The organism is Sunxiuqinia dokdonensis (genome assembly GCF_001270965.1).
Taxonomy (GTDB): domain Bacteria; phylum Bacteroidota; class Bacteroidia; order Bacteroidales; family Prolixibacteraceae; genus Sunxiuqinia; species Sunxiuqinia dokdonensis.
In genome coordinates this window covers 1-25961 of sequence record NZ_LGIA01000024.1, presented here as the reverse complement: position 1 = coordinate 25961, position 25961 = coordinate 1, and the positions used below count along the sequence as shown (strand labels likewise).

General features: G+C 47.1%; 22 protein-coding genes. 15 read left to right on the top strand and 7 right to left on the bottom strand.

The genetic code is table 11. From position 1 onward, the window contains the following. Window positions 1-77: 77 nt before the first annotated feature. The 8 genes from purH (at window position 78) to NC99_RS02505 (ending at window position 9368) form a co-directional block, all read left to right on the top strand. Window positions 78-1667 carry a bifunctional phosphoribosylaminoimidazolecarboxamide formyltransferase/IMP cyclohydrolase gene (purH, locus tag NC99_RS02540; RefSeq protein ID WP_053179533.1) on the top strand — a complete coding sequence of 530 codons (1590 nt, stop codon included), beginning with the start codon at window positions 78-80 and terminating at the stop codon, window positions 1665-1667. A gap of 52 nt (window positions 1668-1719) precedes the next feature. Beyond that, window positions 1720-2742, top strand: coding sequence for a rod shape-determining protein (locus NC99_RS02535; protein WP_053179531.1), 1023 nt, complete (start codon window positions 1720-1722; stop codon window positions 2740-2742). 34 nt (window positions 2743-2776) lie between these two features. Further along, window positions 2777-3604: a rod shape-determining protein MreC gene (mreC, locus tag NC99_RS02530; RefSeq protein ID WP_053179529.1), complete on the top strand. Its 828-nt coding sequence runs from the start codon at window positions 2777-2779 to the stop codon at window positions 3602-3604. Continuing rightward, the gene (gene mreD, locus NC99_RS02525; RefSeq protein ID WP_053179527.1) at window positions 3597-4103 is read left to right on the top strand and encodes a rod shape-determining protein MreD; all 507 of its coding nucleotides are present in this window, start codon (window positions 3597-3599) and stop codon (window positions 4101-4103) included. The genes mreC and mreD overlap by 8 nt, the downstream gene beginning before the upstream one ends. 4 nt (window positions 4104-4107) lie before the next feature. Then, window positions 4108-5931 (top strand): penicillin-binding protein 2, encoded by a 1824-nt coding sequence (gene mrdA, locus NC99_RS02520; RefSeq protein WP_053179526.1) that lies wholly within the window; start codon window positions 4108-4110, stop codon window positions 5929-5931. A 5-nt stretch (window positions 5932-5936) separates the two neighbouring features. Next, window positions 5937-7364: a rod shape-determining protein RodA gene (rodA, locus tag NC99_RS02515; protein WP_053179524.1), complete on the top strand. Its 1428-nt coding sequence runs from the start codon at window positions 5937-5939 to the stop codon at window positions 7362-7364. A 185-nt stretch (window positions 7365-7549) separates the two neighbouring features. Further along, a complete protein-coding gene (locus tag NC99_RS02510; RefSeq protein ID WP_053179522.1) occupies window positions 7550-8848 on the top strand; it encodes a KamA family radical SAM protein in 1299 nt (432 codons plus the stop codon). A 181-nt stretch (window positions 8849-9029) separates the two neighbouring features. Further along, window positions 9030-9368: a cupin domain-containing protein gene (locus NC99_RS02505; protein ID WP_053179520.1), complete on the top strand. Its 339-nt coding sequence runs from the start codon at window positions 9030-9032 to the stop codon at window positions 9366-9368. A gap of 300 nt (window positions 9369-9668) precedes the next feature. On the opposite strand, the gene NC99_RS02500 is transcribed toward NC99_RS02505, so the two are convergent. Together NC99_RS02500 and NC99_RS02495 are read right to left on the bottom strand one after the other, a co-directional pair. Beyond that, on the bottom strand, window positions 9669-10154 hold the full coding sequence (locus NC99_RS02500) for a hypothetical protein (RefSeq protein WP_053179518.1): 486 nt from the start codon (window positions 10152-10154) through the stop codon (window positions 9669-9671). Window positions 10155-10358: 204 nt separating this feature from the next. Further along, complete coding sequence (locus NC99_RS02495) at window positions 10359-11018, bottom strand: hypothetical protein (RefSeq protein WP_053179516.1); 660 nt, start codon at window positions 11016-11018, stop codon at window positions 10359-10361. A 452-nt stretch (window positions 11019-11470) separates the two neighbouring features. Between NC99_RS02495 and NC99_RS02490 the strand changes: the two genes are divergently transcribed. Beyond that, window positions 11471-11785, top strand: a complete 315-nt coding sequence (locus tag NC99_RS02490) for a hypothetical protein (protein WP_053179513.1) — start codon at window positions 11471-11473, stop codon at window positions 11783-11785. 185 nt (window positions 11786-11970) lie between these two features. Here NC99_RS02490 and NC99_RS02485 read toward each other — a convergent pair whose 3' ends face one another. Then, the gene (locus NC99_RS02485; RefSeq protein ID WP_053179511.1) at window positions 11971-12624 is read right to left on the bottom strand and encodes an acyl carrier protein phosphodiesterase; all 654 of its coding nucleotides are present in this window, start codon (window positions 12622-12624) and stop codon (window positions 11971-11973) included. A gap of 72 nt (window positions 12625-12696) precedes the next feature. Between NC99_RS02485 and NC99_RS02480 the strand changes: the two genes are divergently transcribed. Both NC99_RS02480 and NC99_RS02475 read left to right on the top strand, forming a co-directional pair. Next, window positions 12697-13611: a carbohydrate kinase family protein gene (locus NC99_RS02480; RefSeq protein WP_162231122.1), complete on the top strand. Its 915-nt coding sequence runs from the start codon at window positions 12697-12699 to the stop codon at window positions 13609-13611. Between the two features lie 28 nt (window positions 13612-13639). Further along, the gene (locus tag NC99_RS02475) at window positions 13640-14971 is read left to right on the top strand and encodes a Gfo/Idh/MocA family protein (protein WP_053179507.1); all 1332 of its coding nucleotides are present in this window, start codon (window positions 13640-13642) and stop codon (window positions 14969-14971) included. A 43-nt stretch (window positions 14972-15014) separates the two neighbouring features. On the opposite strand, the gene NC99_RS02470 is transcribed toward NC99_RS02475, so the two are convergent. Then, window positions 15015-15974, bottom strand: a complete 960-nt coding sequence (locus tag NC99_RS02470; protein ID WP_157624382.1) for a DMT family transporter — start codon at window positions 15972-15974, stop codon at window positions 15015-15017. A gap of 13 nt (window positions 15975-15987) precedes the next feature. Beyond that, the gene (locus tag NC99_RS02465) at window positions 15988-16491 is read right to left on the bottom strand and encodes a CIA30 family protein (RefSeq protein ID WP_204374874.1); all 504 of its coding nucleotides are present in this window, start codon (window positions 16489-16491) and stop codon (window positions 15988-15990) included. Between the two features lie 331 nt (window positions 16492-16822). Here NC99_RS02465 and NC99_RS02460 point away from each other — a divergent pair, with 331 nt between their 5' ends. Further along, on the top strand, window positions 16823-17287 hold the full coding sequence (locus NC99_RS02460) for a lipocalin/fatty acid-binding family protein (RefSeq protein WP_053179502.1): 465 nt from the start codon (window positions 16823-16825) through the stop codon (window positions 17285-17287). A gap of 298 nt (window positions 17288-17585) precedes the next feature. After that, complete coding sequence (pgi, locus tag NC99_RS02450) at window positions 17586-19235, top strand: glucose-6-phosphate isomerase (RefSeq protein WP_053179497.1); 1650 nt, start codon at window positions 17586-17588, stop codon at window positions 19233-19235. A gap of 61 nt (window positions 19236-19296) precedes the next feature. Here the strand turns inward: pgi and NC99_RS02445 are convergent, their stop codons facing one another. Both NC99_RS02445 and lysS read right to left on the bottom strand, forming a co-directional pair. Continuing rightward, window positions 19297-20292, bottom strand: a complete 996-nt coding sequence (locus NC99_RS02445; RefSeq protein ID WP_053179495.1) for an NAD(P)H-dependent glycerol-3-phosphate dehydrogenase — start codon at window positions 20290-20292, stop codon at window positions 19297-19299. A gap of 17 nt (window positions 20293-20309) precedes the next feature. Beyond that, window positions 20310-22031, bottom strand: a complete 1722-nt coding sequence (lysS, locus tag NC99_RS02440) for a lysine--tRNA ligase (RefSeq protein WP_053179493.1) — start codon at window positions 22029-22031, stop codon at window positions 20310-20312. 307 nt (window positions 22032-22338) lie between these two features. Here lysS and recJ point away from each other — a divergent pair, with 307 nt between their 5' ends. Both recJ and NC99_RS02430 read left to right on the top strand, forming a co-directional pair. Further along, on the top strand, window positions 22339-24060 hold the full coding sequence (gene recJ, locus NC99_RS02435; protein ID WP_053179491.1) for a single-stranded-DNA-specific exonuclease RecJ: 1722 nt from the start codon (window positions 22339-22341) through the stop codon (window positions 24058-24060). Window positions 24061-24084: 24 nt separating this feature from the next. After that, window positions 24085-25314: a uracil-xanthine permease family protein gene (locus NC99_RS02430; protein WP_239684391.1), complete on the top strand. Its 1230-nt coding sequence runs from the start codon at window positions 24085-24087 to the stop codon at window positions 25312-25314. Window positions 25315-25961: the final 647 nt, after the last annotated feature.

Below are 25961 nucleotides of genomic sequence, written 5' to 3'. Positions count from 1 at the left end.
GCTGAAATCGCTTACTTTTGCCAAAGGAAAATCAGTCGATTTTATTATCTTTGTCCATCAATTTCAAAAGACTATAAATGAAGGATTTAAAAAAGATTAAATCAGCACTTATCTCGGTTTATCATAAAGACAAACTGGATACTATCGTAAAAAAACTGGATCAATTAGGTGTTCAAATTTATTCAACAGGAGGAACTCAATCCTTTATTGAAGGCTTAGGAGCTGCGGTGACACCCGTAGAAAGCCTGACCAGCTATCCCTCGATTTTAGGCGGGCGGGTAAAAACACTTCACCCCAAAGTATTTGGTGGCATACTCAACCGCCGCGACCATGAAGGCGATCAGAAACAATTACTCGACTATGAAATCCCGCAGATAGACTTGGTCATTGTTGATTTATACCCCTTTGAGGAGACCGTTGCTTCCGGCGCATCAGAAGAAGACATCATTGAAAAAATAGATATTGGCGGCATCGCGCTCATTCGTGCGGCTGCAAAGAACTTTAAAGACGTCATCATTATTTCATCGCGCAACCAGTACGAAGAATTCATCCAATTGCTGAACGAGAAAAATGGTGAAAGCTCGATTGATGACCGGAAAGCGTTTGCGCGCAAGGCTTTTGCCACTTCGTCGCATTACGATTCGGCTATTTTCAATTATTTCAACGATGGAATTACCGAAACCAACCGGGTAAGCCTGAACGACGGACAGGTGCTTCGCTATGGCGAAAACTCACACCAGTCGGCTACTTTCTATAAGTTCGACAATACAGAAAGTCAGGCCACCCTAGCCAATGCCGAGGTTTTACAAGGCAAAGCACTTTCGTACAACAACATGCTGGATGCCGACGCGGCTTGGAAATCGGCCAGCGATGCCTACCATTCGGTTACTCATTTGGAAAACAAAGTGGCTGTTTCGGTCATTAAGCACCTCAACCCTTGCGGGCTGGCTGTAACCAACAACATTTTGCATTCGCTCGACTTGGCCTGGGCCGGTGACCCCATCAGTGCCTTTGGCTCCATCATCTGCTTTACCGATACCGTGACTGCCGAAGTGGCCAACTGGTTTGGTAAAAAGTTTGTCGAAATCATCATCGCTCCGGAATTTACACCCGAAGCGCTCGAAATATTCAGCCAAAAGAAAAACCTTCGTTTGCTGGTAACACCGGTCAAAGCTGAGATTACCGGCGAAAAACTGTACCGTTCCATCAGTGGTGGTATGCTGGTTCAGGATGAAGACGAGGGCATGGACAGCGAATTTAAAAACGTCACGAAAATTCAATTTGATGACAATAAATTAAATCTCGCCAAGTTTGGTATAACAGCGTGTAAACATTTAAAGAGCAATGCCATTGCTTTGGTAACCGAAAACGCAGATGGTTCGTTTTGGCTGACTGGTGCCGGCATGGGACAACCCAACCGGCTGGACAGTCTTCGCCAATTGACGATTCCGCGTTTTAACATGAAAGAAGGCATTAAGATTGAAGAGTCTGTGCTGATTTCCGACGCTTTCTTCCCCTTCCGCGACAGTATTGAAGCCGCCAATGAGTATGGGGTGAAATACCTGGTTGAACCTGGCGGAAGTATTCGCGATGAAGAAGTGATTGAGGCATGCGACGAGTTTGGCATGGCCATGTTGTTTACCGGACGACGTCATTTTAAACATTAAACCCAAAAAGCTGCTTCGGCGGAAATTTAGATACAGTAAGGAGAATTAAACTATGGGATTGTTTTCATTTTTGACCCAGGAAATTGCAATTGACCTGGGGACGGCAAATACCATCATCATTCAGAATGATAAAATTGTAGTGGACGAACCGTCCATTGTGACCATCGATCTGAAAACGGAAAAGCTGGTTGCCATTGGCGAAAAAGCCCGCCAGATGCAGGGGAAAACCCACGCCAACCTAAAAACCATCCGTCCATTGCGTGATGGGGTGATTGCCGATTTTAACGCCGCCGAACAAATGATCAGGGGAATGATTAAAATGATCAATCCCAAATCGCGGTTCTTTTCGCCCGCTTTAAAAATGGTAGTTTGTATCCCTTCCGGCTCAACCGAAGTTGAAATACGTGCCGTGCGCGACTCGGCCGAACACGCCGGAGGCCGCGAAGTGTACATGATTTACGAACCCATGGCCGCTGCCATTGGAATTGGCTTGGATGTAGAAGCGCCCGAAGGAAGCATGATTGTGGACATTGGCGGTGGAACAACCGAAATTGCCGTGATCTCGCTGGGCGGAATCGTGACCAACAAATCCATCCGGATTGCCGGCGATGACCTGACGGCGGACATTATGGAATATATGCGGCACCAGCACAACATCAAAATTGGTGAACGTACAGCCGAGGAAATCAAGATTCATGTAGGCTCGGCGCTTTCGCAACTGGAAGAACCGCCCAATGACTTTATCATTCAGGGACCAAACCAGATGACTGCACTTCCGATTGAGGTGCCGGTATCGTATCAGGAAATTTCGCATTGCCTGGAAAAATCAATCTCCAAGATTGAAACCGCCATTTTGAGCGCTTTGGAGCAAACACCACCGGAGTTGTACTCCGACATTGTGACCCGGGGAATTTACCTGGCAGGTGGCGGCGCCCTGTTGCGCGGCCTGGACAAACGCCTGACCGAGAAAATCAATATTCCGTTCCACATTGCCGAAGACCCTTTAAGAGCAGTAGCACGAGGTACCGGCATCGCGCTTAAAAACGTTGATAAATTCTCCTTCCTGATCAGGTAACACTGAGTAGGAAGGAGTAAAATCCATCTGCTTCATGAGAAGTTTGCTCCAGTTTCTTGCTCGTTTTCACGTTTTTTTCTTGTTTTTGGCACTCGAAGTCATTTCGCTTATTTTGATTGTCAACTACAACAATTTTCAGCGAGTCAGATTTCTCAATTCCAGCAACCAGCTCTCGGCTTCGGTGTACGAAATGTCGTCGAACCTGACCAGCTATTTTCAGTTGAAGCGCATCAACGAGGAACTGGCGCGTGAAAACGCCGAATTACAAACGAAGCTCCAAAAATTGCAGGTGCTCGACATTTTTAGTCATGCCGATACGTCCGTCATCAGCGATACCACCTACCAGTTTATTCCGGCACGTATCATCAACAACTCGGTGAACAAGCAACACAACTACGTGACGCTGAACAAAGGACTTTTGGATGGCATTGAGCAGGACATGGGCATTATTGGCCCCGACGGTGTGGTAGGCGTCGTAACCAATGTGTCAAAACACTACAGCTCAGGGCCCAGCATTTTGAACCGACGCTGGCGGGTTTCGGCCAAAATCAAAAAGAACAATTACTTTGGCTCCTTGTATTGGAACGGCAATGACCCCCAATACGCCCGTTTAAACGAAATCCCTTTCCATGTTGAACTGGCAGTTGGCGACACCATTGTGACCAGCGGCTATTCGTCCATTTTCCCGGAAGGCATTTTGATCGGGGTCATCGATGAATTTAATCACGACAGCGGTGCCAACTTTTACCAGATCAACATCCGCCTGTCAACCAATTTTAAAACCATTTCGCATGTCGAACTGGTGAAGAACAATTTTCTGGAAGAACAAATCAATTTAGAAGAACAAAATACGGATGATTAGAGACTTGCTGAAATACCTGATTATGCTCGTGGTTCTGGTGCTGCTGCAGGCCCTGATCCTGAACAACATCCAGTTCAGCGGCTATGTCAACCCCTATTTATATGTTCTGTTTATTTTGTTGCTGCCATTTGAAACGCCTCGCTACCTCTTGCTTTTTATGGGATTTTTCCTCGGCCTGTTCATCGACATCTTCAGCAACACGCCTGGCATTCACGCCTCGGCAACGACCTTTTTGGCATTTCTGCGGCCATTCGCCATCGATCTGATTTCCTCGCGCGACACCATTGAGGTAAACACCCCTCCCCGCTTGTCGTTTATGGGATTTGGCTGGTTTCTGCGTTACACGCTCATGCTGGTGCTGGCGCATCACCTTTTCTTGTTTTTTGTCGAAGTTTTTACCTTTGAGGGATTTATTTACACATTATCCAGAAGCTTATTAAGTGCCGCCTTTACAATCGTATTGGTCATCATTAGTCAGTTTCTGATTTTTAAGGAGTGAGTTCGTGGACAACTTTTCAAAACGGAAATATGTATTGGCCGCCATTTTTATCCTCGTCGCTTTGGCGTTCACGGTGCGCCTGTTTCGCTTGCAGGTGCAGGACAACGATTATAAGCAGTCGGCCACCAGAAACGTTCTGCGGAGGGTGATCACCTATCCGGCACGGGGACTGGTTTACGACCGCCACGGCGAGTTGCTGGTGTACAACAAAGCGTCGTATGACTTGCTGGTTACGCCACGCGAGCTCACGGCTTTCGACACAACCAGTTTCTGCCAGATCCTGGATATTGAAAAAGAAGAGCTGATTGCCAACCTCCAAAAAGCCAAAAAGTATTCGACCTATAAACCCTCGGTGATCATCAAACAGCTCTCGCCCGAAAACTACGCGGTACTGCAGGAAAAGATCTTCCGCTTTCCCGGCTTTTTTGTTCAGGCCCGAACCCTGCGTGAGTATCCTCAAAAAACAGCAGCACACGTGCTGGGCTATGTTGGCGAAGTTGACCGTAGCAAAATTGAAAACGACCCATATTACGCCCAGGGCGACTACATTGGTGTAACGGGCTTGGAAAACTCCTACGAAGAAGCACTGCGCGGACAAAAAGGCGTAAGCTTTCAGCTTGTTGACGTACACAACCGGGTGAAAGGAAGCTACCGCGAAGGCCGAAGCGATACCGTGGCAATTCTTGGCAAAAACCTGACTTCAACACTGGACGCTGAACTTCAGGCGTACACCGAATACCTGATGCAAAACAAAAAGGGAAGTGTGGTAGCTATTGAACCAGCCACCGGCGAAGTGCTGGCGTTTTTAAGTGCGCCAACCTACGACCCCTCGCTGCTGGTTGGCCGCGCACGGGGCGCCAACTATCAGCAATTGGCAGAGGACACGCTCAAGCCTATTTTCAACCGGGCCATCCGGGCGGCCTACCCACCGGGTTCAACCTTTAAACTCATCAATGGATTGATTGCCCTTCAGGAAAATACAATCAACGAGCAAACCCGCTTTAGCTGTAGCGGAACCGTTTCGCGCCCCATCCGGTGTACACACAGCCACTATTCGCCGATTGCCCTGCGCGATGCCATCAGGGAGTCGTGCAACCCGTTTTTCTGGAATACCTACAGCTCCATTATCCGCAAGTATCCGCGTGCTGATCAGGGCTATCAGGTTTGGCGAAACCACCTGCTCAGCTTTGGCCTGGGACAAAGGCTGGGGACCGAGTTAAACAACGAACTGGCAGGCAATATTCCGGAGGATTCATACTACAACTATTACTATGGCGAAAACCGGTGGAATGCCTTAACCATACGCTCCATGGCAATTGGTCAGGGCGAGTTGCTCATTACCCCTTTTCAGTTGGCCAACCTGGCAGCAACCATCGCCAACCGCGGCTTTTATTACACGCCGCACCTGGTGAAATCGATTTGGAGCGACCGAGATGAGCAGGAAGAACTCAAGTTCGAGCGGCATGAAACAACCATTGATCCGAGCCACTTTGACGTTGTTATTGATGGGATGCAAGCCGTAGTCGAAGAAAGCAACGTTCGTTATTCCTCAAAGTTGGATAGCATCATCATCTGCGGAAAAACAGGAACGGTGCAAAACCCACACGGGTCAGACCACTCGGTTTTTATTGCTTTTGCACCAAAAGAAAATCCGCAGATCGCTATCTCGGTTTATGTCGAAAATGGTGTTTGGGGATCTCGTTACGCGGCTCCTATCGCCAGCCTGATCATTGAAAAATACCTGCAAGGGCAGATTGCTCCACGAAGAATTGCGGTGGAAGAGCGTATGCGGGATGCAAACTTGTTAAATCCAAATCAACCAAAATAACAAGCGTGGCACGACGAAACAACATATGGGCTAATTTAGACTGGGTCAGCATTATCCTTTACCTGGTCCTTGTTTTCATGGGCTGGATCAACATTTACGCAGCCGTGTACAACGAAGAGCACAGCAGCATTCTGGATATGACCCAGCGCTATGGCAAACAGCTCATCTGGATTGTTGCCGCCCTGGTTATTGGCTTCACCCTCATCCTGGTCGACAGCAAGTTCTATGTCTTTTCGGCCTACGGTTTTTATGCCATTACCATCCTGCTGCTCATTGCTGTCCTCCTGTTCGGAACACAAGTTAAAGGTTCCACATCGTGGTTTCAGGTTGGCGGTATTGCCATTCAGCCGGCTGAGTTTGTCAAGTTTACCACGGCTCTGGCCCTGGCTAAATATTTAAGCTCGTACAACTTCAAGATGCACCGCTTTAAATCGTTGGTGATCATTGGAGTCATTCTGGCCCTGCCGGTGGTCCTTATCTTCATGCAAAACGACACCGGGTCGGCCTTGGTTATTGGTGTTTTTCTTCTTGTTCTGTTTCGCGAAGGTTTATCGGGCTTTGTGCTTTTTCTGACATTCATCGTGGCCATCATCTTTATACTCACGCTGGTTTTGTCGCCCTTGCACACCATTTTTACCTTAACTGCCGGAGCCCTGATTTTCCACTACATCATGCAACAGCGACTTTCTGAAACAATGAAAGCACTCGTCATTTACGCGAGCTTGTCAGCACTGTTTCTCTTTGGTGGACCTATTTTCGAAATCAATGTATCGGAAGTGAAGCTTGTGCTGGCTTCAACAATCTTATCGTCCGTCATCTTTGCCATCTATTCGCTTCGAAAAGGAGTTCATAACCTGCTGATCGTTTTAGGATTGTATCTTGGCCTGGTGTTTTTAACCTTCTCTGTCGATTATGTATTCAACAATGTATTACAAGCGCACCAACAAAGCCGCATCAACGAACTGTTGGGAATCGAATCTGATCCGCTGGGCGTGGGTTACAATGTCAACCAATCGAAAATTGCCATTGGCTCCGGGGGTTTCTCCGGAAAAGGCTTTTTGAATGGCACCCAGACCAAGTTCGACTTTGTACCCGAACAAAGCACCGACTTCATTTTTTGTACCGTGGGCGAAGAATGGGGATTTATTGGCACCACTACCGTCATTGGCCTGTTCCTGTTCTTATTGCTCCGGCTGCTTTACCTGGCCGAGCGACAGCGATCAACTTTTAGCCGGGTCTACGGCTACAGCGTGGCCTGCATCATTTTCTTCCATCTGTCCATCAACGTCGGCATGACCATTGGCCTGGCCCCGGTCATCGGCATTCCGCTGCCCTTTTTCAGCTACGGCGGATCATCGCTGTGGTCGTTCACCATTTTGCTCTTTATTTTCCTGCGATTAGATGCCAGCCGGGCCGAGAAGCTGAGCCACTAAAACGGCAACTTAGGATAAGATATCGTTCCCAAATTCCCCTTTTTTTACTACCTTCGCTTTGCTACAAAAAAGGGACTTAAAAGTATGTAATATATCATGTTTTAGGGGGCTGCAAAGGCAACTCCAGTTTCGCGTGATATTGGTTATTACTCCTGGTGGTATTAACTTCTTAAAAACTAAAGATCATGAATTATCGCTCTTACACGCTCGGTAACTTTCGGCAAATTCCTCAAATCGCGCTTTTAACCGAAGAGGAACAGTTTGTTATTGAAGTTATCGGAACCGTTTTACCTTTCAAAGTCAGTAATTACATCATTGATGAATTAATCGATTGGAACAACTTTGCAAAGGATCCGTTTTTCATCCTCACTTTCCCGCAAAAAGGAATGCTTTCCGAGGAACATTTTCAAAAGATTGCCAATCTGATTAAAAGTAACGCCGACAAAGCCACCTTGAAAAAGGCCGTAGACAAAATTCGCTTGCAACTGAACCCGAACCCGGCAGGACAAGAGGCCAACGTACCCGAATTAAATGGCGTACGGCTCAACGGCATTCAGCACAAGTACCGCGAAACCATGCTGTTTTTCCCCAGCCAGGGACAAACCTGCCATGCCTATTGCACCTTCTGTTTTCGCTGGCCGCAATTCGCCATGAACAGCTTTAAATTTGCCATGAAGGAAGCCGATTTAATGGTTCAGTACCTGAAGGCGCATCCGGAGATTACCGATGTGCTGATTACCGGAGGCGACCCCGCTGTGATGAAAACCAAGTTTTTTGAGCATTACATCAATGCCATTCTGGAGGCCGGTCTGAAGCATGTCCGCACCATCCGGATTGGAACAAAAGCCTTGACTTACTGGCCCTACCGATTTACCACTGATGACGATGCCGAAGATTTAATGAAGCTTTTCCGGAAAGTGGCCGACCACGGGATTTCCGTCTCCTTGATGGCGCATTTTAATCACCCACGGGCCATGGAAACCCAAGCCGTGAAAGAAGCCATTCGAAACCTGCAAGATGCCGGCGTTCAGATTCGTTCGCAATCGCCCCTGCTAAAAAATATTAACAACGACCCGGCCATTTGGTCCACCATGTGGCGCGAACAAGTCAACCTGGGCATCATTCCGTATTACATGTTTATTGCCCGCGACACCGGTGCACAAGATTACTTTGCAGTGACACTCGATCAGGCCTGGCGAATTTATCAGAAAGCCATTCAAAAGGTGAGTGGCGTGTGCCGCACCGTGCGCGGGCCATCCATGTCGTGCGCTCCCGGAAAAGTTCAGGTACTGGGCATTCAAAAAATTCATGGCGAACAGGTGTTTGTACTCAACTTTTTGCAAGGCCGTAACCCCGACTGGGTGGGACGCCCCTTCTTTGCCAAGTACAATCCGAAAGCCATTTGGCTCGACGAGTTGGAACCCGCCTTTGGTCAGGAAGAGTTTTTCTTCAAGAATGCCAACCCCAAATTGCAAATTGTCTAACTTTGAATTGGTGAGGGTTTCACTTCGGTGAAAGTCCTCACGGACCAGCTCAAGTCCGGAGAACCAAACTTGCTGAGCTTGCCCCGGCGGACAACACCAAAGTCCGGCATATTGGCTTGGCCCAGTTGAAGCGAAAAAAAACATTCATGCTTGAAAAATTAATCTTATAAATTTCCCGACGATGAAAATTGTAAAGGTATCTGAAACAGAAATTAAGCAAACCCCGCATCAAATTGATGCGCGCGAGCTGTATAACCATGACAATGCGCAGGTTGTTCATATTACGCTAAAACCAGGCGAAAGCCTTAAACCACACAAAACACCAGTTGACGTGTTTTTTTATGTATTGGAGGGTAGTCCTGATATTTTCATTGGTGATAAAAAGCAGACGGTACCTCAAGACCATTTGGTTGAAAGCCCCAAGCAAATCACCCATTACTTTGCCAACAACACCGACCATTTGGTGCGGGTGCTGGTGGTAAAAGCGCCAAAACCCGTGGAACAAACAAAACTTTTATAGCTGGCTTTCGTCCATCGTCAATGGATGAGGGCTTTACTTCGGTTGAAACCCCTCACTCGCAAGCGGCAAACCGGATTTCAAAGCCTTGGCTGTTTTACTGATCGGATGACTTGGAGTCATCCGATCAGTAGCTGAGAAACCAAAAAGTATTGATAAGTCCATAGAAAAACACCCGAGCCCCGGATTGTAGTTCAACCGGAGCTCAAAGCTGGGCACTACGTGCCGCTTAAAGCCCTATTTATTAGCGGTTGTTTTTATTTTATTCAATTTTCATTTATGTCTCGTTGTAACTGATATATTTTAAAGGTCAAGATATTTATTTTCCCTTTTTGATTTTTTGATTCGTCTGATATTTCGAATCACCGCAATAGTCGTGAATACTGGAATATAATAGTAATATTTTGCGACTCCTGTTAATATCAAAACCAAGTCTAATACAAGGTTAAATGCCCCTGCCCAAAACCAATCATTTTTTTCTTTAAATCCGTGCTCACTTTTTAAGTCAAGGATTAAAGAGTTTAGATAAATACGATTTAGCTCAACAATGTCCTTTTTCTCAAGAGTGTTGTCTTTTTCTAAAGCGTCAATAAATTTTAAAATTTGTTTTTTGTATTCTCTGTATTTTGATTTCGGCTTTAAGTTGTCAATGTATCGTCCAGCGTCAACAAGCGTGTCAATATTTATAAAATTCAAATACATTTCAGGGGCCGAGTTTTTATATCTGTTAACTTTTTCCTGAAGTTCATTCAAATAATTATTGTCTATATTTTCCTTTTCAGCTTTCAACTTCTATCAAAATCAGTTTGTGTAATAATCTATGAATCTTCTTCGTTTAAAATAACCGCTAACGGTCACTTGTATGTGGTCGGGCGGGATTTCCAACAGAAATCCTGTCAGAACCACAGGAGGTGGCAACATTGGTTTGACTTGTCAAACCGAGATGAAACCCGCCTGCCATATTACAATTTGTTGTGCTGCGTATTTTCATTTTTACCATATCGCAAACCAATAAATTATGTTTCTATTAGTTTGGTCGATAGCAATTCCCTTCGAATATCCATTCTTCCATTTTTCAGGCATGAACTTACCATTTGAAAGATATTTGTTTTCCCAAAATCTCCCTGGTTTTGCATCTATCACATATAATCTGAAATCTGCCGGTAATCGGCTTATTGTTTTAGGAGTCGAATATCTACTGAAAAAAAAGTTTGGTACAGGATATTTGTTTTTATAATCAACACTATCAATTAACCAGATCATTTCAGGGCTTTTCCGAGCGGATCTAATTGAGAGTAGATTTTTTGTATCTGTAAAACGATTTAGAACGAGTAATGAACTGTCGTTGGGATGATAATTTGCAATAGCATTACGAGTCAACTTATCTTTCAGTTTGGAAACAACCGTTGAATCTGCGTCATACAAGCTTAAAAAAATACTTGTTTCTCCAAAAGTTTGAGCAGATCTTTCAATAAACGAAATGTTGTCGTTAGTATTGAGATTTGATGGAAAATGATCGACGAATGAGGGATCATATTTTTTAATTCTTTCCTTAAATTCTCTAATCGTTTTTTCTCTTTCCTTTTTTGTCGTTGTAATCGTACAACTGATTGAAAGAAGAAGTATCGTTAGAGTGAGCAAATTCTTTGTCATAGAATATGTGTCGTTTAATTTCAATATGCAGCGTCTGTGTATATGTACTTGTACATATAGCCCGCTATTATTCCGGGCTGTTAATTCCCTGCTAAACAGGGTTAGTAAAACTAGTATTTTAAAATTACAATAAGTCATCCAGTAAGCTTTTAAATTTGAATTGTCCATTGGTTACATGCGTATACTGTTGGGTTGTTTTAATGCTTTCGCGCCCATCCATCCCGACCTGCCCCTCGGTTTGAGCGAATCGGTAACTGCCTGTTCCGATGAAAATCGGAAAGGGGTGAGCGGTCTTGAGTTTTTAACTCATTTTTATTCAACAGCTTGAACGTTTATGAATTCTCAGCATCCGAAAGGTCTCTTTTTTCCCTCCCCAAGATACTTTTTTTTCTAATGAACGCCTGCCCGATTTTCCAATTCGTGTCTTTTTCCCGATTTCCCGCGTCCCATCGATGATCTGGCGCCCCGCCGACATCGTCTGGCACCTCGCCGAGTTCGTCTGGAGGGTCGGCGAGTTCGTCTGGCTCCTCCGGACTGACTCCGTGTCAGTCGCCGAGTTCGTCTGGCGCTTCGCGACTGCCTTCTTGTCAGTTGACGACATCGTCTGGCTCCCCGCCGAGTGGTTCTGGCTATCCGGCGACATCGTCTGGCGGGTGGCTGGGTTCGTCTGGCCACTTGGCTTCATCGTCTGGCTGTTCGGCGACATCGTCTGGCTTTTTTGTGGCTTGCTAAAAACAACCGGCAGCCAGGTTTCACTGGTCGCCTGATATTGATCTCTGATCACTCCATTGTGTCCTGGTGGCTTCGTGTTTAAATGCTTTTGGTTGGTTTTGGGATCTGAGGCAACCGGGGCGGTGCAAACGGCCGGCAGATCCTGAAACAAGTTCGGAATGACGCGTGATTTGCCGGGGGTTCGCAATCTTCGTGTTGGCCAAACGACAAATCCAGCCGATCAAAGTCTGTTATCTGCGGGCTTTTTGATTTCCACTTCAAAGTTGCTCTCCACAAAATCAACCAAATCCGCAAAGAAAACTTCAAACTCCCTTTTGATCAGGTCATAATCCTGCCGGAGCACGTCCAGTGCAAAGTCTGCTTCTTCGGGCAGGCTGGTGCGTCGGCCCATGATGGCCAGCGACTGCCAGATCCCTTCGAGCCCGGCATAGGATTCGAGCCGCTTGTGCTGAATCAGAAACGGCAGGAACAACTTCACACGCAACGGAAGCAGATTAAAATTGGAGAGCAAAATGGCGTGAACATGCTTGGAGAACTGGCGTAGGGGATAGATGGAATAGTTTCTCCAGCCAACGGCCAGAAAATGATCGAAAATCACATCGGTCACAATGCCCGAGTAGCGGCCATAATTGGTTTTGAAACGACTGGCACAATCTTTCACCAAGGGATGCCGGTCGGTAAACCAGTCGATTTGCCGGTGCAGCAAAACGCCGGTTTGCACCGCCAGTGGAAACTGCTGATATTGATTGCCCTTCACATAGTCGCCAATGAAATTGCCAACCAAGATCGATTCGTCCTCGCCCGAAAGATAGAGATGCGCCAAATAATTCATCCCCGAAATTACCGATTTTTCGACTGTCAAGCTGTTGTACATCAACTTTTATTGTTAATAGTTCTCAATAATTCTTTTTACATTTGAATGACCAATCAAAATAAACCTAATCAGATGAAAAAAATTGTTGCTGCTGTTGGCGAATTGCTCTGGGACTTATTACCTGGCGGTAAGGTACTGGGCGGCGCTCCTGCCAACTTCATCTACCGGATCAATTCCTTTGGCGATTTGGGACAATTAATCACCCGTGTTGGTGATGATGATTTGGGCGACGAAGCGCTTGAACAGATTCTCCAACTGGGACTCTCCGAGCGAAACATTCAGGTCGATCCCGCTTCCCCTACCGGAACCGTACAGGTGAAGCTCAACAAACAAGGCATTCCGGACTACAGCATTCATGAACACGTGGCGTACGACAAACTGGAAGCGACACCGGCTGCACTGGAACTGGTTCACCATGTCGACTGTGTTTGTTTCGGCACCCTCATTCAGCGCACGGAACAGGCACGGGATGCTGTCCGCCAACTATTGCTGGCTGCCAAAGAGGCCACCCTTTTTTATGATATCAACCTGCGAAAAGATTGCTACACAAAGGAAATCATAGAGGAAAGCCTTCGTCTGACTGATATTCTAAAAATAAATGATGAAGAATTGATCAGCCTGAAGGAATTCCTCAAACTTGAATCAGACACCTTAAAAGACTTGGCAGGCGAACTAATTTTAAACTATCATCTGCAACTGGTATTGGGAACGCTTGGCGAAAAAGGGGCCTTTGTGTTGTCCAACACCGGCGAATACCATTACGATCCGGGCTACCGGGTTAAACTGGGCGACACGGTTGGATCGGGCGATGCCTGTTCGGCCGGTTTTATTCACCAGCTCTTACAAGGGAAATCGCTCGAAGAAGCGCTGAAATTTGGGAACGCCACAGGCGCCAAAGTAGCCACAACCATTGGCGGCACCCAACCGGTTTCAGAAGAAGAAATTGAAACCTTCCGGCAGAAAAAACACGAGCGCATTGAAATGTAAGTCAAACGAACCACTAAATTCCATCAGCATGAATAACAGCAGACGAAACTTCATTAAAAAGACCGGTGCAGCCACCCTTGGAGCAGCTTCCATTCCCGCTTTTTCGCACTATCTGCACGGATCCGTCGCTCCTTCCGATCAGGTGAACGTAGCGCTGATTGGCTGCCGCAACATGGGCTTTGGCATTCTGCAACATCACCTGAATATGCCCGGAGTGAACTGCGTTGGCCTGTGCGACATCGACAAAAACATACTGGAAGAAAAGGCAGGCATCGTTTCGCGCGATTACGGACAACAAGCGAAATTGTATGGCGATTTCCGCAGAGTATTGGAGAATAAGGATATTGATGCGGTGATTGTGGGAACTCCCGACCACTGGCACTGCCTGCCAACCATTTATGCCCTACAAGCCGGCAAGGATGTGTATGTGGAAAAACCCATGGCCAACAGCATTGAAGAATGTAACCGGATGGTGAAAGCCGCCCAACGCTACAGCAAGAACTTTGTTCAAGTTGGTCAGCAACAACGCAGCGGGCAACACTGGAATCAGATCAATCAGTTGATTAAAGACGGGCAGATTGGAAAGCTTCGGAAAACCAGTGTCTGGGGCAATTTCAATTATGGCATTGGCCAGTTGAAAAAGCCCGACACCGCCGTTCCGGAAGGAGTTGATTTCGATATGTGGCTGGGGCCCGCCAAAGAACGCTCCTTCAACCCTACCCGCTTTCATGGCAGCTGGCGCATGTTTTGGGACTATGGCGGCGGACTGGTCACCGACTGGGGTGTGCACCTGATCGACATGGCGTTTTGGGCCAAAGACATCAGCACACCGCCCAAAACCATCATGGCCTCGGGCGGCAACCTCTCGTTTCGCGACCACAACCACGAAACCTTCGACACCATGTCGGTAATTTTTCAGTTTGAAGATGATTATACCGTGACCTGGGAACACACCGCCGGCACGCAAACCGGGCCGTGGGATCAAAACTACGGGCTGGCCTTTGTGGGTGATTTGGGAACCATTGTCGCCGATCGCAGCGGGTTCAAACTGATTCCGGAGTGGGACAACGACAAAAAGGCGGGCAAAACTGAGCCGATGGAAAAACAGGTCCAGGGCGAGAACCATGCCGAACATGTACAGGATTTTGTGCAGTGTATTCGCAATCGGGAGCAACCAGTTTGCACGCCGGAAATCGGGAGGGCAGTTGCCGTGGCAGCCCACAGCGCCAACATCGCCATTCGCTCCGGTGCCGGACTCCTGCACTGGGATGACCAGCAAGGCCGGTTTAGCAACAGCGATACGGCCAACGCCTACGTAATTCCGAAATACCGCGCCCCATGGGAACTGCCGGAGGTGTAGTCGGAGATGGATTGAAGGATTGATGGCTTGAAGCAAGGAAGCTTCAAGCTTGCTTTTTTTGTCCTAAACGGGCTTTGCTTACCGAAATAATCAAGACCCCAACAATGGTGATGCCGCCCCCAATGAGCTGGTGGGTTAATGGCAAGGTGTGGAAGTACAGGTAACTCCCGAGCAGAACAAAAACCCCCTTCAGGCTTTGGACAATAGATGACTTGGACACTTCGATGTAACGGAACGAATAATAGATCATCAGGATAGCCAGGAAAGGCCCCAGCGTTGCGCCAATGGCAATATTGACCAGTGCCCGCGCCGGAATCACAAACGACTGTTCGTAAACAAAAAACATGATCAGGGAAAATGTGAATAGCCAGACCACCCGGTTGGTGATCAGCAATTCGGGTGTCATGGTTTTGACATTCATTTTGACCACCAGCGAGGCCGTAGCAGCAAAAATCGCGTTGATCAACACCACTCCGGTTCCGGGAATAAACAGGTCGGCCAAAGTGGTTCCTCCCTGGTAGCTAATGATAAACGCGCCAATCAAGGCAAGGATTGCTCCAAACGATTCGAGCCAGGTAAAACGCTCGTGCAAAAACACAATGCCCATACCCGTCAGGATCACCGGAAACAGGTTGCCAATAAAGGAAGTGACTGCCGGGTCAGGAATAATTTGAATGGACAGGAAAAAGCTGGTCGTGGTCAGGATTTCCAGAATACCCAGTAAGCCCAAAATTAGCCATTGCCGTTTCGATAAATGTGCAATGGCCCGGTGACTACCGGTTTTAAACAGCCAGGCCACACTCAAAACCATCGCAATAAAAAACCAGTAAACGCCAAACTGCGCCAGATGCACTTCATTGAGCGCGGCTTTACTGAAAATATAAATATTGGAAAAGGCAATCGTGGCGATGGCCGCGAAAAGGTATCCTTTAAACCGGTCTGACTTCATGCGGTAAAGATAAGAAAGCGCCGGAATCTGATACAAGTCGTGACAAAAATTCAAGCCCGTGCAAATTTCAATCGTTTGTGCGCAACGACACTTGATCCAGCTCCAGTTTAAATGTCTCGTTTTTCTGATTTCCAATAAGAAATGCAATTTCCGCTATGGAATCACCCTGAAAGTTGGGCTCATTTAGCCGCCGCCCCCGAAAAGCCGGATACAGCTCCTGCAATGGAATTTCAATCACCTGCCATTCGCCCGTTGTTTCAAAATAGGCGACATAAGAGAAATAATCCGTCGCCTGCCGTTTGAGCCGGAACTGGTAGCGTTTACCATCGCCTTTCAGCCGAATGAGCACTTTCTTGAAGTCTTCCACATTCGTGTTCCCCAAGGGGTAGCGAACCAAGGAAAACCCGCCATTGTTTTCAAGCGAAACGGTGCCTTCGAACACGCCATTTCCCTCGGAATTGAGCGAGATCGCCCCACTTGACCGGCCTCCCATCACGTCATCGTTAACCACAGTCCAGTCAGCTAAATCGCTGGCTCCTGAAAAGTCAAAGAGAATCAAAGCATTCATCATAACAATAAAAGAAAGATTGATTAAATGAAACATCACTTCCCAACTTTAAAATTAAGCGCGGCTCGATATCCCAAACCCTACGAACGACCTATGAAGAACAGCCTGAATCAACAAATGGTTTTCATATTCATTTCAGAACCGAATTCCTCAACTCATTAAATTTCTGAGAAAACAACCCTTGAAAACCTGTCTGGCTTAGCCTGGCACGAACATCGCTTGGGTATTCTTCGGCAATCATCAAAAGAAGACCATGATTTTAAACCTTTTGGATAGAATTCATTCTAACACCCATTAGCAAAATAATTTACTAACTCTCCTAAATGTACAAACAATGAAAAAACTTCTCTTCGTAATCGTGATGGCACTAGCCACAATGGCCGCTTCGGCCCAAGCCAATTTCTCCGGCAGCTGGAAATTAAACAGTTCAAAAAGTGAGCTGAACGACCAATGGAGTATGGCTCCCAAGTCAATCGACATCAAACAATCCGGCAACGAGCTGGGGGTGGACAAGCATGTGAGTTTCCAGAACAACGACATGACCATTAGCGACAAATTTACACTTGATGGAAAAGAATGCATCAACCAGGGCTGGGGCGACACAGAGAAAAAATCGACCGTCAACTGGTCAGACGACAAAAAGTCGTTGGTCATCAACACCAGTATCTCCATGCGCGATGGCGGCACCATGACCATCAAGGAAACCTACAGCATGGATGGCGCTGCGCTGGTGCTGGACAGCCATGCTTCCTCGTCGTACGGCGATGTGGAAGAACACATGGTGTATGATAAACAATAGGCCACTGACGCCTGACTCAAATTAAAACGGGGATACGCTCTTCCACGCTTCACAGGGAGAGATCAGCCCCGGGCAGTTTCCCAATTCCCTCGGCCACCGCATGGCTTGTTAATTGATTCACATTCAATACACAAAAAAATTCGCGCGGTGGCCGAGTTTTGTTTGCGGCAAACATCAGACATTCCTTTTCACACAATACAATCACCGGGTAGCAGAGCGACATCTTCAATGCTTTTTTTATCTTTGCAGCCATTCACAATTGTCGACCCATTTTATTTTTTACTAAAATCTACGGAATATGCTACCAAAAATAAATCCTACAACCACCAACGCCTGGAAAGCGCTGGAAGCACACTACGCTTCGTTTCAAGACACCCAGATTAAAGACCTGTTTGCCGGCGATGCTTCGCGCTTTGAAAAATATAGTTTGAAATTTGAAGACATCCTCTTGGATTACTCAAAAAACCGGCTGGATGACAAAGCTTTGTCACTGTTATTGCAACTGGCCGAGGAATGTGGCCTGAAAGAAGCCATCGCCAGCGAATTTTCGGGCCAAAAAATCAATACCACCGAAGATCGTGCCGTGCTTCATGTGGCTTTGCGCAACCGCAGCAATACGCCCATTTTGGTTGACGGAAAAGATGTCATGCCCGAAGTCAATGAGGTGCTGGCCCAAATGAAGGACTTCTCTGAACAGATCATCTCGGGGAACTGGAAAGGTTACACCGGCAAACCCATTACCGATATTGTCAATATTGGCATTGGCGGTTCGGACCTGGGGCCACTGATGGTGGTTGAGGCGTTGAAGCCCTACAAAAAAGAACAGATCAACCTGCATTTTGTATCGAATGTGGATGGAACACATATTGCCGAAACCTTGAAGTTGGTGAACCCGGAGACGACTTTATTTATTGTGGCCTCAAAAACCTTTACCACACAGGAAACCATGACCAATGCCAACAGCGCAAAAAGCTGGTTCCTAAAGGCGGCAAAAGATGAATCATTCGTAAAGAATCATTTTGTGGCCTTATCAACCAATGCTGAAGCGGTTGCTGCTTTCGGTATTGATACGAAAAACATGTTCCGCTTTTGGGACTGGGTTGGTGGCCGTTATTCAGTTTGGTCGGCCATTGGGTTATCGGTAGCTTGTGCGATTGGCTTCAACAACTATGTCGAGTTTCTGGAAGGTGCTCATGCGATGGATAATCATTTTAAAACGACAGAATTTGATCAGAACATGCCGGTTATCCTGGCGCTTATCGGCATTTGGTACAACAATTTCTACGGTGCCGAAACAGAAGCCATCCTGCCCTACGATCAATACATGCACCGCTTTTCGGCTTATTTTCAGCAAGGCAACATGGAAAGCAACGGAAAATATGTCGATCGAAATGGCGAAACCGTGAATTACCAAACCGGCCCAATTATCTGGGGCGAACCCGGCACCAATGGTCAGCATGCCTTTTACCAGTTGATCCACCAGGGAACCAAGTTAATTCCCTGCGACTTCCTGGCACCGGCCATTAGTCAGAACCAAATCGGAGATCATCATCCCAAGTTGCTGGCCAACTTCTTCGCCCAAACCGAAGCCATGATGGTGGGAAAATCCGAAGAACAGGTTGTTGCAGAATTGAAAGCGGCCGGAAAATCAGAGGATGAAATCCAGGCTTTGAAGAACTTTAAAATCTTCCAGGGCAACATCCCAACCAACTCCATTCTGTTTAAAAAACTGACGCCGCATACGCTGGGTGCGCTGGTAGCCATGTACGAACACAAGATCTTTGTGCAGGGAATTATCTGGAACATCTACAGTTTCGACCAGTGGGGCGTAGAATTGGGTAAACAACTGGCCAATAACATTCTTCCTGAGTTGACGAATGAGGAGAAAATTAGCAGCCATGATGCATCCACCAACGGATTGATCAATGCCTATAAAGCCATGCGATAAAGACTTTCTGAGGCCAATAAAAAAGAGGTATTTCTAATGAAGTACCTCTTTTTTTTGTCGTTTATCTTAATTTATTCGTCAACTGTCGAATTTCAACAGCGGGCGGTACATTGCCATACAGAATGTTATACACGGCATCGCAAATTGGCATTTTCACCTTGTAGGTCTCATTGATTTCGTGAATGGACTTGGTGGCGTAATAACCTTCAGCCACCATGTGCATCTCAATTTGTGCCGTCCGGGTTGTGTAGCCTTTGCCAATCATGGCGCCAAAAGTACGGTTTCGCGAAAACTGCGAATAGGACGTCACCAGCAGGTCGCCCAAATAAGCCGAGCTTTTGATGTCGCGGGTGATGGGGTGAACCTTGTCCACAAATCGTTTGATTTCCTGAATGGCATTGGCTATGAGCACCGCCTGAAAATTATCGCCATAACGCAGGCCGTGTACAATACCCGATGCAATGGCAACAATATTCTTTAGCACCGCAGCATATTCAGTTCCGAAAATATCGTCCGACACGTGTGTGCGGATGTACTCGCAGTCGAGCTTGGTACCAAAATCGCGTGCCCGCTTGATGTTTGGGCAGGCAATGGTCAGGTACGACAAGCGTTCCAGTGCGACCTCCTCCGCATGACAAGGACCCGTAATCACACCAATCCGCTCGAAAGGCAATTGATGAGATTCATGTAAATAATGGCCCACAATCTGGTTGTACTCCGGCACAATGCCTTTGATGGCCGACACTACAAATTTCTGGTTGATTGGAACCGTCAGTTTTGAAAAAGCTTCGTGCAGAAAGGCTGACGGAATGGTCAGAATTAAAATATCGGAGGCTTCAACAAGCTCATTCAGGTCGTCGTAAAACTGAATCCGGTTGATGTCAAACTCAACACCCCGCAAATAATTCGGATTATGCCTGAAACGTTTGAACTGCTCGATATTGTCGGCGCTGCGAAAATACCAATTGATGCTGTCCTCGTTATTCAACAGGATTTTAGCCAGGGCCGTTGCCCAGCTTCCACTTCCTATAACCGCTACTTTTGGTTCTGAATTCATAAATTAAACAACTTTAGCTATTCAAGCCATTGTTTAACATCATCCATTGATGGATTTGTCAGGCCAAGTTTGTTCTTTTTATTGAAACCACAAAGCTCATTGAAGAATTTTCCGGCTTTGGCTTCCTTTAAGGCTTCGGTTTTCTGGAATCCCAACTTCCGGATCACTCCGACCCAGTCGGCCGGAATACCCATTTCGATGAACTTTTCATCCGAATCAACTTCCGCTTTTTTCTCGGGTTTCATTTGCGGAAAGAAAAGCACATCCTGAATGGATGCGTTGTTGGTCATAAACATGGTCAGGCGGTCGATGCCAATGCCCATGCCCGAAGTTGGTGGCATGCCATACTCCAGCGAGCGCAGGAAATCCTGGTCAATAAACATAGCCTCGTCGTCGCCTTTTTCCGAAAGCTTCATTTGGTCTTCAAAACGTTCGCGCTGGTCAATCGGGTCATTCAGTTCCGAATAGGCGTTGGCCAGTTCCTTACCGTTCACCATCAGCTCAAAACGCTCGGTCAGCTCCGGATTCTCACGGTGTTTCTTGGTCAGTGGTGACATTTCAACCGGATAATCAATAATGAAAGTCGGCTGAATGTAATGGTGCTCGCATTTTTCGCCAAACAGCTCATCAATCAACTTGCCTTTGCCCATGCTTGGGTCTGTTTCAATATCAAGGGTTTTACAAATCTCGCGCAGTTCCTGTTCATTTTTACCGGCAATGTCGTGTCCGGTGTGCTCCAAAATGGCATCGCGCATAGTTACCCGCGGGTACGGACGTTTAAAATCGATGAGTTTGTCACCAACCGGCACTTCGGTTTTGCCATGTAAAGCCAAAGCCACACGCTCAACCATCTCTTCGGTAAAATTCATCATCCATTTGTAGTCTTTGTAGGCCACATAAATCTCCATCGCCGTAAATTCCGGATTGTGCGTACGGTCCATGCCTTCGTTACGGAAATCTTTGGCAAACTCGTAAACGCCTTCAAATCCGCCAACAATCAGGCGTTTCAGGTAAAGTTCGTTGGCAATACGCAGGTATAAGGGAATATTCAGGCTGTTGTGATGCGTGATAAACGGACGCGCGGCTGCTCCACCGGGAATCGCCTGCAAAATAGGTGTTTCCACCTCCAGGTATCCTCGTTCGTTAAACATCTCGCGCATGGTGTTGATGATTTTTGTCCTTTTGATGAAAGTATCTTTCACCTGTGGATTGACGATCAGATCGACATAACGCTGGCGGTAACGCTGCTCCGGATCGGTAAAGGCATCGTAGGTTTTGCCATCTTTCTCCTTCACCACAGGCAAGGGGCGAAGCGATTTCCCGAGTACGGTAAACTCTTTCACATGAATGGACTTCTCACCAACCTGGGTGACAAACGCGAAACCTTTCACGCCAATGATATCGCCAATATCCAGCAGTTTCTTAAATACTTCGTTGTACAAAGTCTTATCCTCGCCCGGGCAAATTTCATCGCGGTTAAAATACATCTGGATCCGGCCCGAATCATCCTGTAGTTCAGCAAACGAAGCCTTTCCCATAATCCGGCGACTCATGATCCGACCGGCCAAAACCACTTGCTGGTAATTTCCTTTTTCCGGGTCAAAGCCGGCCTTAATTTCAGCCGCCTTGGCATTTACGGGATATTCCTCAGCCGGGTACGGCTCAATTCCTAACTCTCGCAACTTCGCCAATGACGTACGGCGAATAACTTCCTGCTCGCTAAGCTCTGCTACACTCATGGGTATGATTCAATTTGATGTATTTCTTGAAAAATTTTGTGCAAAGATAACAAAGAAATACTGATTCCCTGTCAATGTCCATTTCAAACTAAAAGGAACATAATCAACCGTTTGCCATTTCAAAACGCCTGTTGATAATTTTCTAATAAGTCTAATGGTTTGAATGGTTGAAAATTAGATTCAAATCTCCGCTATTTATTAACAAAATACGACCGGCAGAATTTCTTTCACTTTCCAGATCGGAGTTCATTGCTTATCTTTGACAAACTAAAATCGTGTACACCAAAAAGAGGCAGAAGCAATCAGAATGGATAAAATCTGGAACATTAAAACCCAAGGCGATGCCAATGTTATCAAACATTTATCTGCTGCCCTCAACGTGAACATGGTGATCGCCAATCTTTTGGCACAACGCGGAATCACTTCCTACAACGAAGCCAAATCCTTCTTCCGTCCCCGCTTATCCGACCTGCATGATCCGTTTTTGATGAAAGACATGGACAAGGCCGTTGCCCGGCTGGAGCAGGCCATCGAAAACCAGGAAAAAGTGATGATTTACGGTGATTACGATGTGGACGGAACCACTTCGGTGGCTTTGATGTACCAGTTTTTACGCAGTCGCATCAAGGATCTGGACTATTACATTCCTGATCGCTACTCTGAAGGTTACGGAATTTCGCCCCAAAGTATTGACTACGCTTCGGAACAAAAGATCTCGCTGGTTATTGTACTGGACTGCGGAATCAAAGCCGTTGACAAAATCAAGAATGCCAAAGATCGGGGCATCGATTTCATCATTTGCGATCACCACAATCCCGACGATGTGATTCCCGATGCCGTGGCCGTTCTGGATGCCAAACGCCCCGACTGCAACTACCCCTTCAAAGAACTGTCGGGTTGCGGCGTTGGTTTTAAACTGCTGCAAGCTTACACCATCAAAAACGACGTTCCGATTGTTGAACTGTACGATTTGCTCGACATGGTGGTGGTCAGTATTGCTTCGGATATTGTGCCGGTGGTAGGCGAAAATCGCGTGCTGGCTTATTATGGGCTGCGCAAGCTGAACTCCAACCCCAGCCTGGGACTGAAAACCATCATCCAGATTGCAGGACTGGTGGGACAAGACATTTCGGTGAGTGACATCGTTTTCAAAATTGGTCCCCGGCTAAACGCTTCCGGGCGTATTGAGCACGGCAAAAAATCGGTGGCCATCATGGTGGTTACCGACGAAGAAGAAGCCATGGAATTGGGCAACGAAATTAACTCGTACAACGAAATCCGCAAGACGCTGGATCGTGACATCACCCAGGAAGCGCTGGATATGATTGCACACGACCCGAACCAAGAGAACCGGAAAGCCACGGTTTTGTACAACCGCGACTGGCACAAAGGCGTGGTTGGCATTGTGGCCAGCCGCCTGACCGAACATCACTACCGCCCCACCGTTATTTTAACCGAATCAAACGGACTGGCGACCGGCTCGGCCCGATCGGTGAAGGATTTCGACCTGTATGAAGCCATTGGCTCGTGCAGCGACTTGCTCGAATCGTATGGCGGACACATGTATGCGGCCGGACTGACCATGAAGATTGACAACATTCCGGCTTTCACCCGCCGGTTCGAAGAAATTGTGGCCAGACAAATCACCGAGCAGCAACAAACCGAAATGATTGAGGTGGATGCCAAAATCCAGCTCTCCGATATCACCCCCAAGTTTTACCGCATTCTGAAACAATTTTCGCCCTTTGGCCCGCACAACATGACCCCGGTTTTTGTCACCGAAAATGTGCTGGATGCCGGAACCAGCCGCTGCGTTGGCCGCCAGCTCGAGCATTTAAAACTGGACCTGGTAGAACCCACCCTCACCTCGTCCGTGTTTCAGGCCATTGCGTTCAACCAGGCCGACCATTACGAAGCCATCAGCCAGGGACTGCCATTCGACATCTGTTATTCCATAGCAGAGAATGAGTTCCGCGGCAAAACAAACATTCAACTATACGTTCGCGACATTTCAGCAAAACTATATTAAATATCAAACCAAATTTTCAACTCGATGATGAACCTGATGAAGAATGAGAACCAGAACCAGTTTACGGGACGTAACATGGTTTTGGGCGTACAGTTTTTGTTTGTTGCTTTCGGGGCAACTGTTCTTGTGCCCCTTTTAGTTGGCATCGATCCGGCCGTTGCCTTGTTTACCGCCGGTGTGGGAACCTTGATTTTCCACGTGATTACCAAAGGAATGGTACCCGTTTTCCTTGGCAGTAGCTTTGCCTTTATTGCCCCCATTATTGAAGCCACCAGGCTGTATGGCCTGCCCGGCACCTTCTCCGGAATTATTGCCGTGGGACTGGTTTACGGAGTGGTTTCGGCCCTGGTAAAATGGCGCGGCATCAAATTTATTGAACGGCTGTTTCCGGCAACCGTGGTGGGCCCGGTGATTATTACCATCGGTTTGTCGCTGGCATCGGTAGCGGTTGACATGGCCAAAACGCATTGGATTATTGCGGTCATCAGCTTGGCGACAGCAGTTATTGTGGTGGTGTACACCAAAGGACTGATTAAGCTGATTCCGATTTTTATCGGAATTATCGTCGGTTACCTGGCCGGGTTCCTGTTTGGTGTGATCGACTTCACTCCCGTGAAAGAAGCCGCCTGGTTCGCCCTTCCTGGATTTATTATGCCTGAATTTAGCTGGGGAGCCATTTTGTATATGATTCCGGTAGCTGTGGCGCCCATCATTGAACACGTGGGCGATATGTACGCCATTGGCGGTGTTGCCGAGAAAAACTTTATTGAAAAGCCGGGCTTGCACCGCACCTTGCTGGGTGATGGTATTGCGACCGGACTGGCTGGTATGGTGGGCGGTGTGCCCAACACAACCTACTCGGAAGTAACCGGAGCCATTGCCCTGACCAAAGTGACCAACCCGTTCATTCTGCGGATTGCAGCCGTTACGGCCATTGTGTTCTCGCTGGTGGGTAAAATTAGTGGTATTCTGAAAACCATTCCGCAAGCCGTATTGGGCGGAATCATGCTCCTGCTTTTTGGACTGATTGCCTCGGTGGGCATCAAAACACTGATTGACTCAAAAACCGACATGGGCAAAATCCGCAACCAGGTGGTGGTGTCCATTGTACTGACCATCGGGATTGGTGGCGCCGTCATCTCCTGGGGCAACTTCTCGCTGGCCGGAATCGGACTGGCTGCCGTAGCCGGCATCTTGCTCAACCTGATTCTTCCCGGACACGCCAAACAAGTGGTGGTGAAAGAAACAAAATAGCAAACAAGTCTTGACAATATGACAATACCCGGCGGCCGCCTCCAAACAGACTGGAGACGGCCGCTTGTTTTTGATGGTCTGCAAAAAACACCGGCACCCGACGAAGTTTTTGCACGGACAAGACGACAAAGCCTCCCGCAATGAAGAGACTTTCCTTCCGTACTTCTTGAAATTTTAACACGTATCAATTCTCCTTTTAATACCTGTCAAATTATATTTTGATACCTGTCAAAATTTATTTTAATACCTATTAAAAATATTTTTAACAGGTATTAAAATTGCAACACATCAGGTCCCGCTCTCCATCAACACCTTAGGGAAGGGTCATCAAGTGCTTGAGTGTTATGCTTGATTCCAGCAGCAAAAAGCGAAAAGACGCCATGTTTCTTATTGAGAGCTTCACTTGGAGTGAAACCCTCAAAAACGCAAAGTGCATGCCGAGGCAAGCGGTCAGCTCCCCGGGTGCGGCGAATTCCGATTCGCCGTAAAGCGGTTCGGAAACCGCTTCACCCAATAAAAAAACCACTTTCTTTCTGATAGGGAAGCATCGGGCATTGATGAGGCTGTCCAAAAACTAAATTTTGGGACAGCCTCCTTTTTTTGTTTTTATGCGGCAAGTTTTGTGTTGGAAGATGATTTTGTTGGTT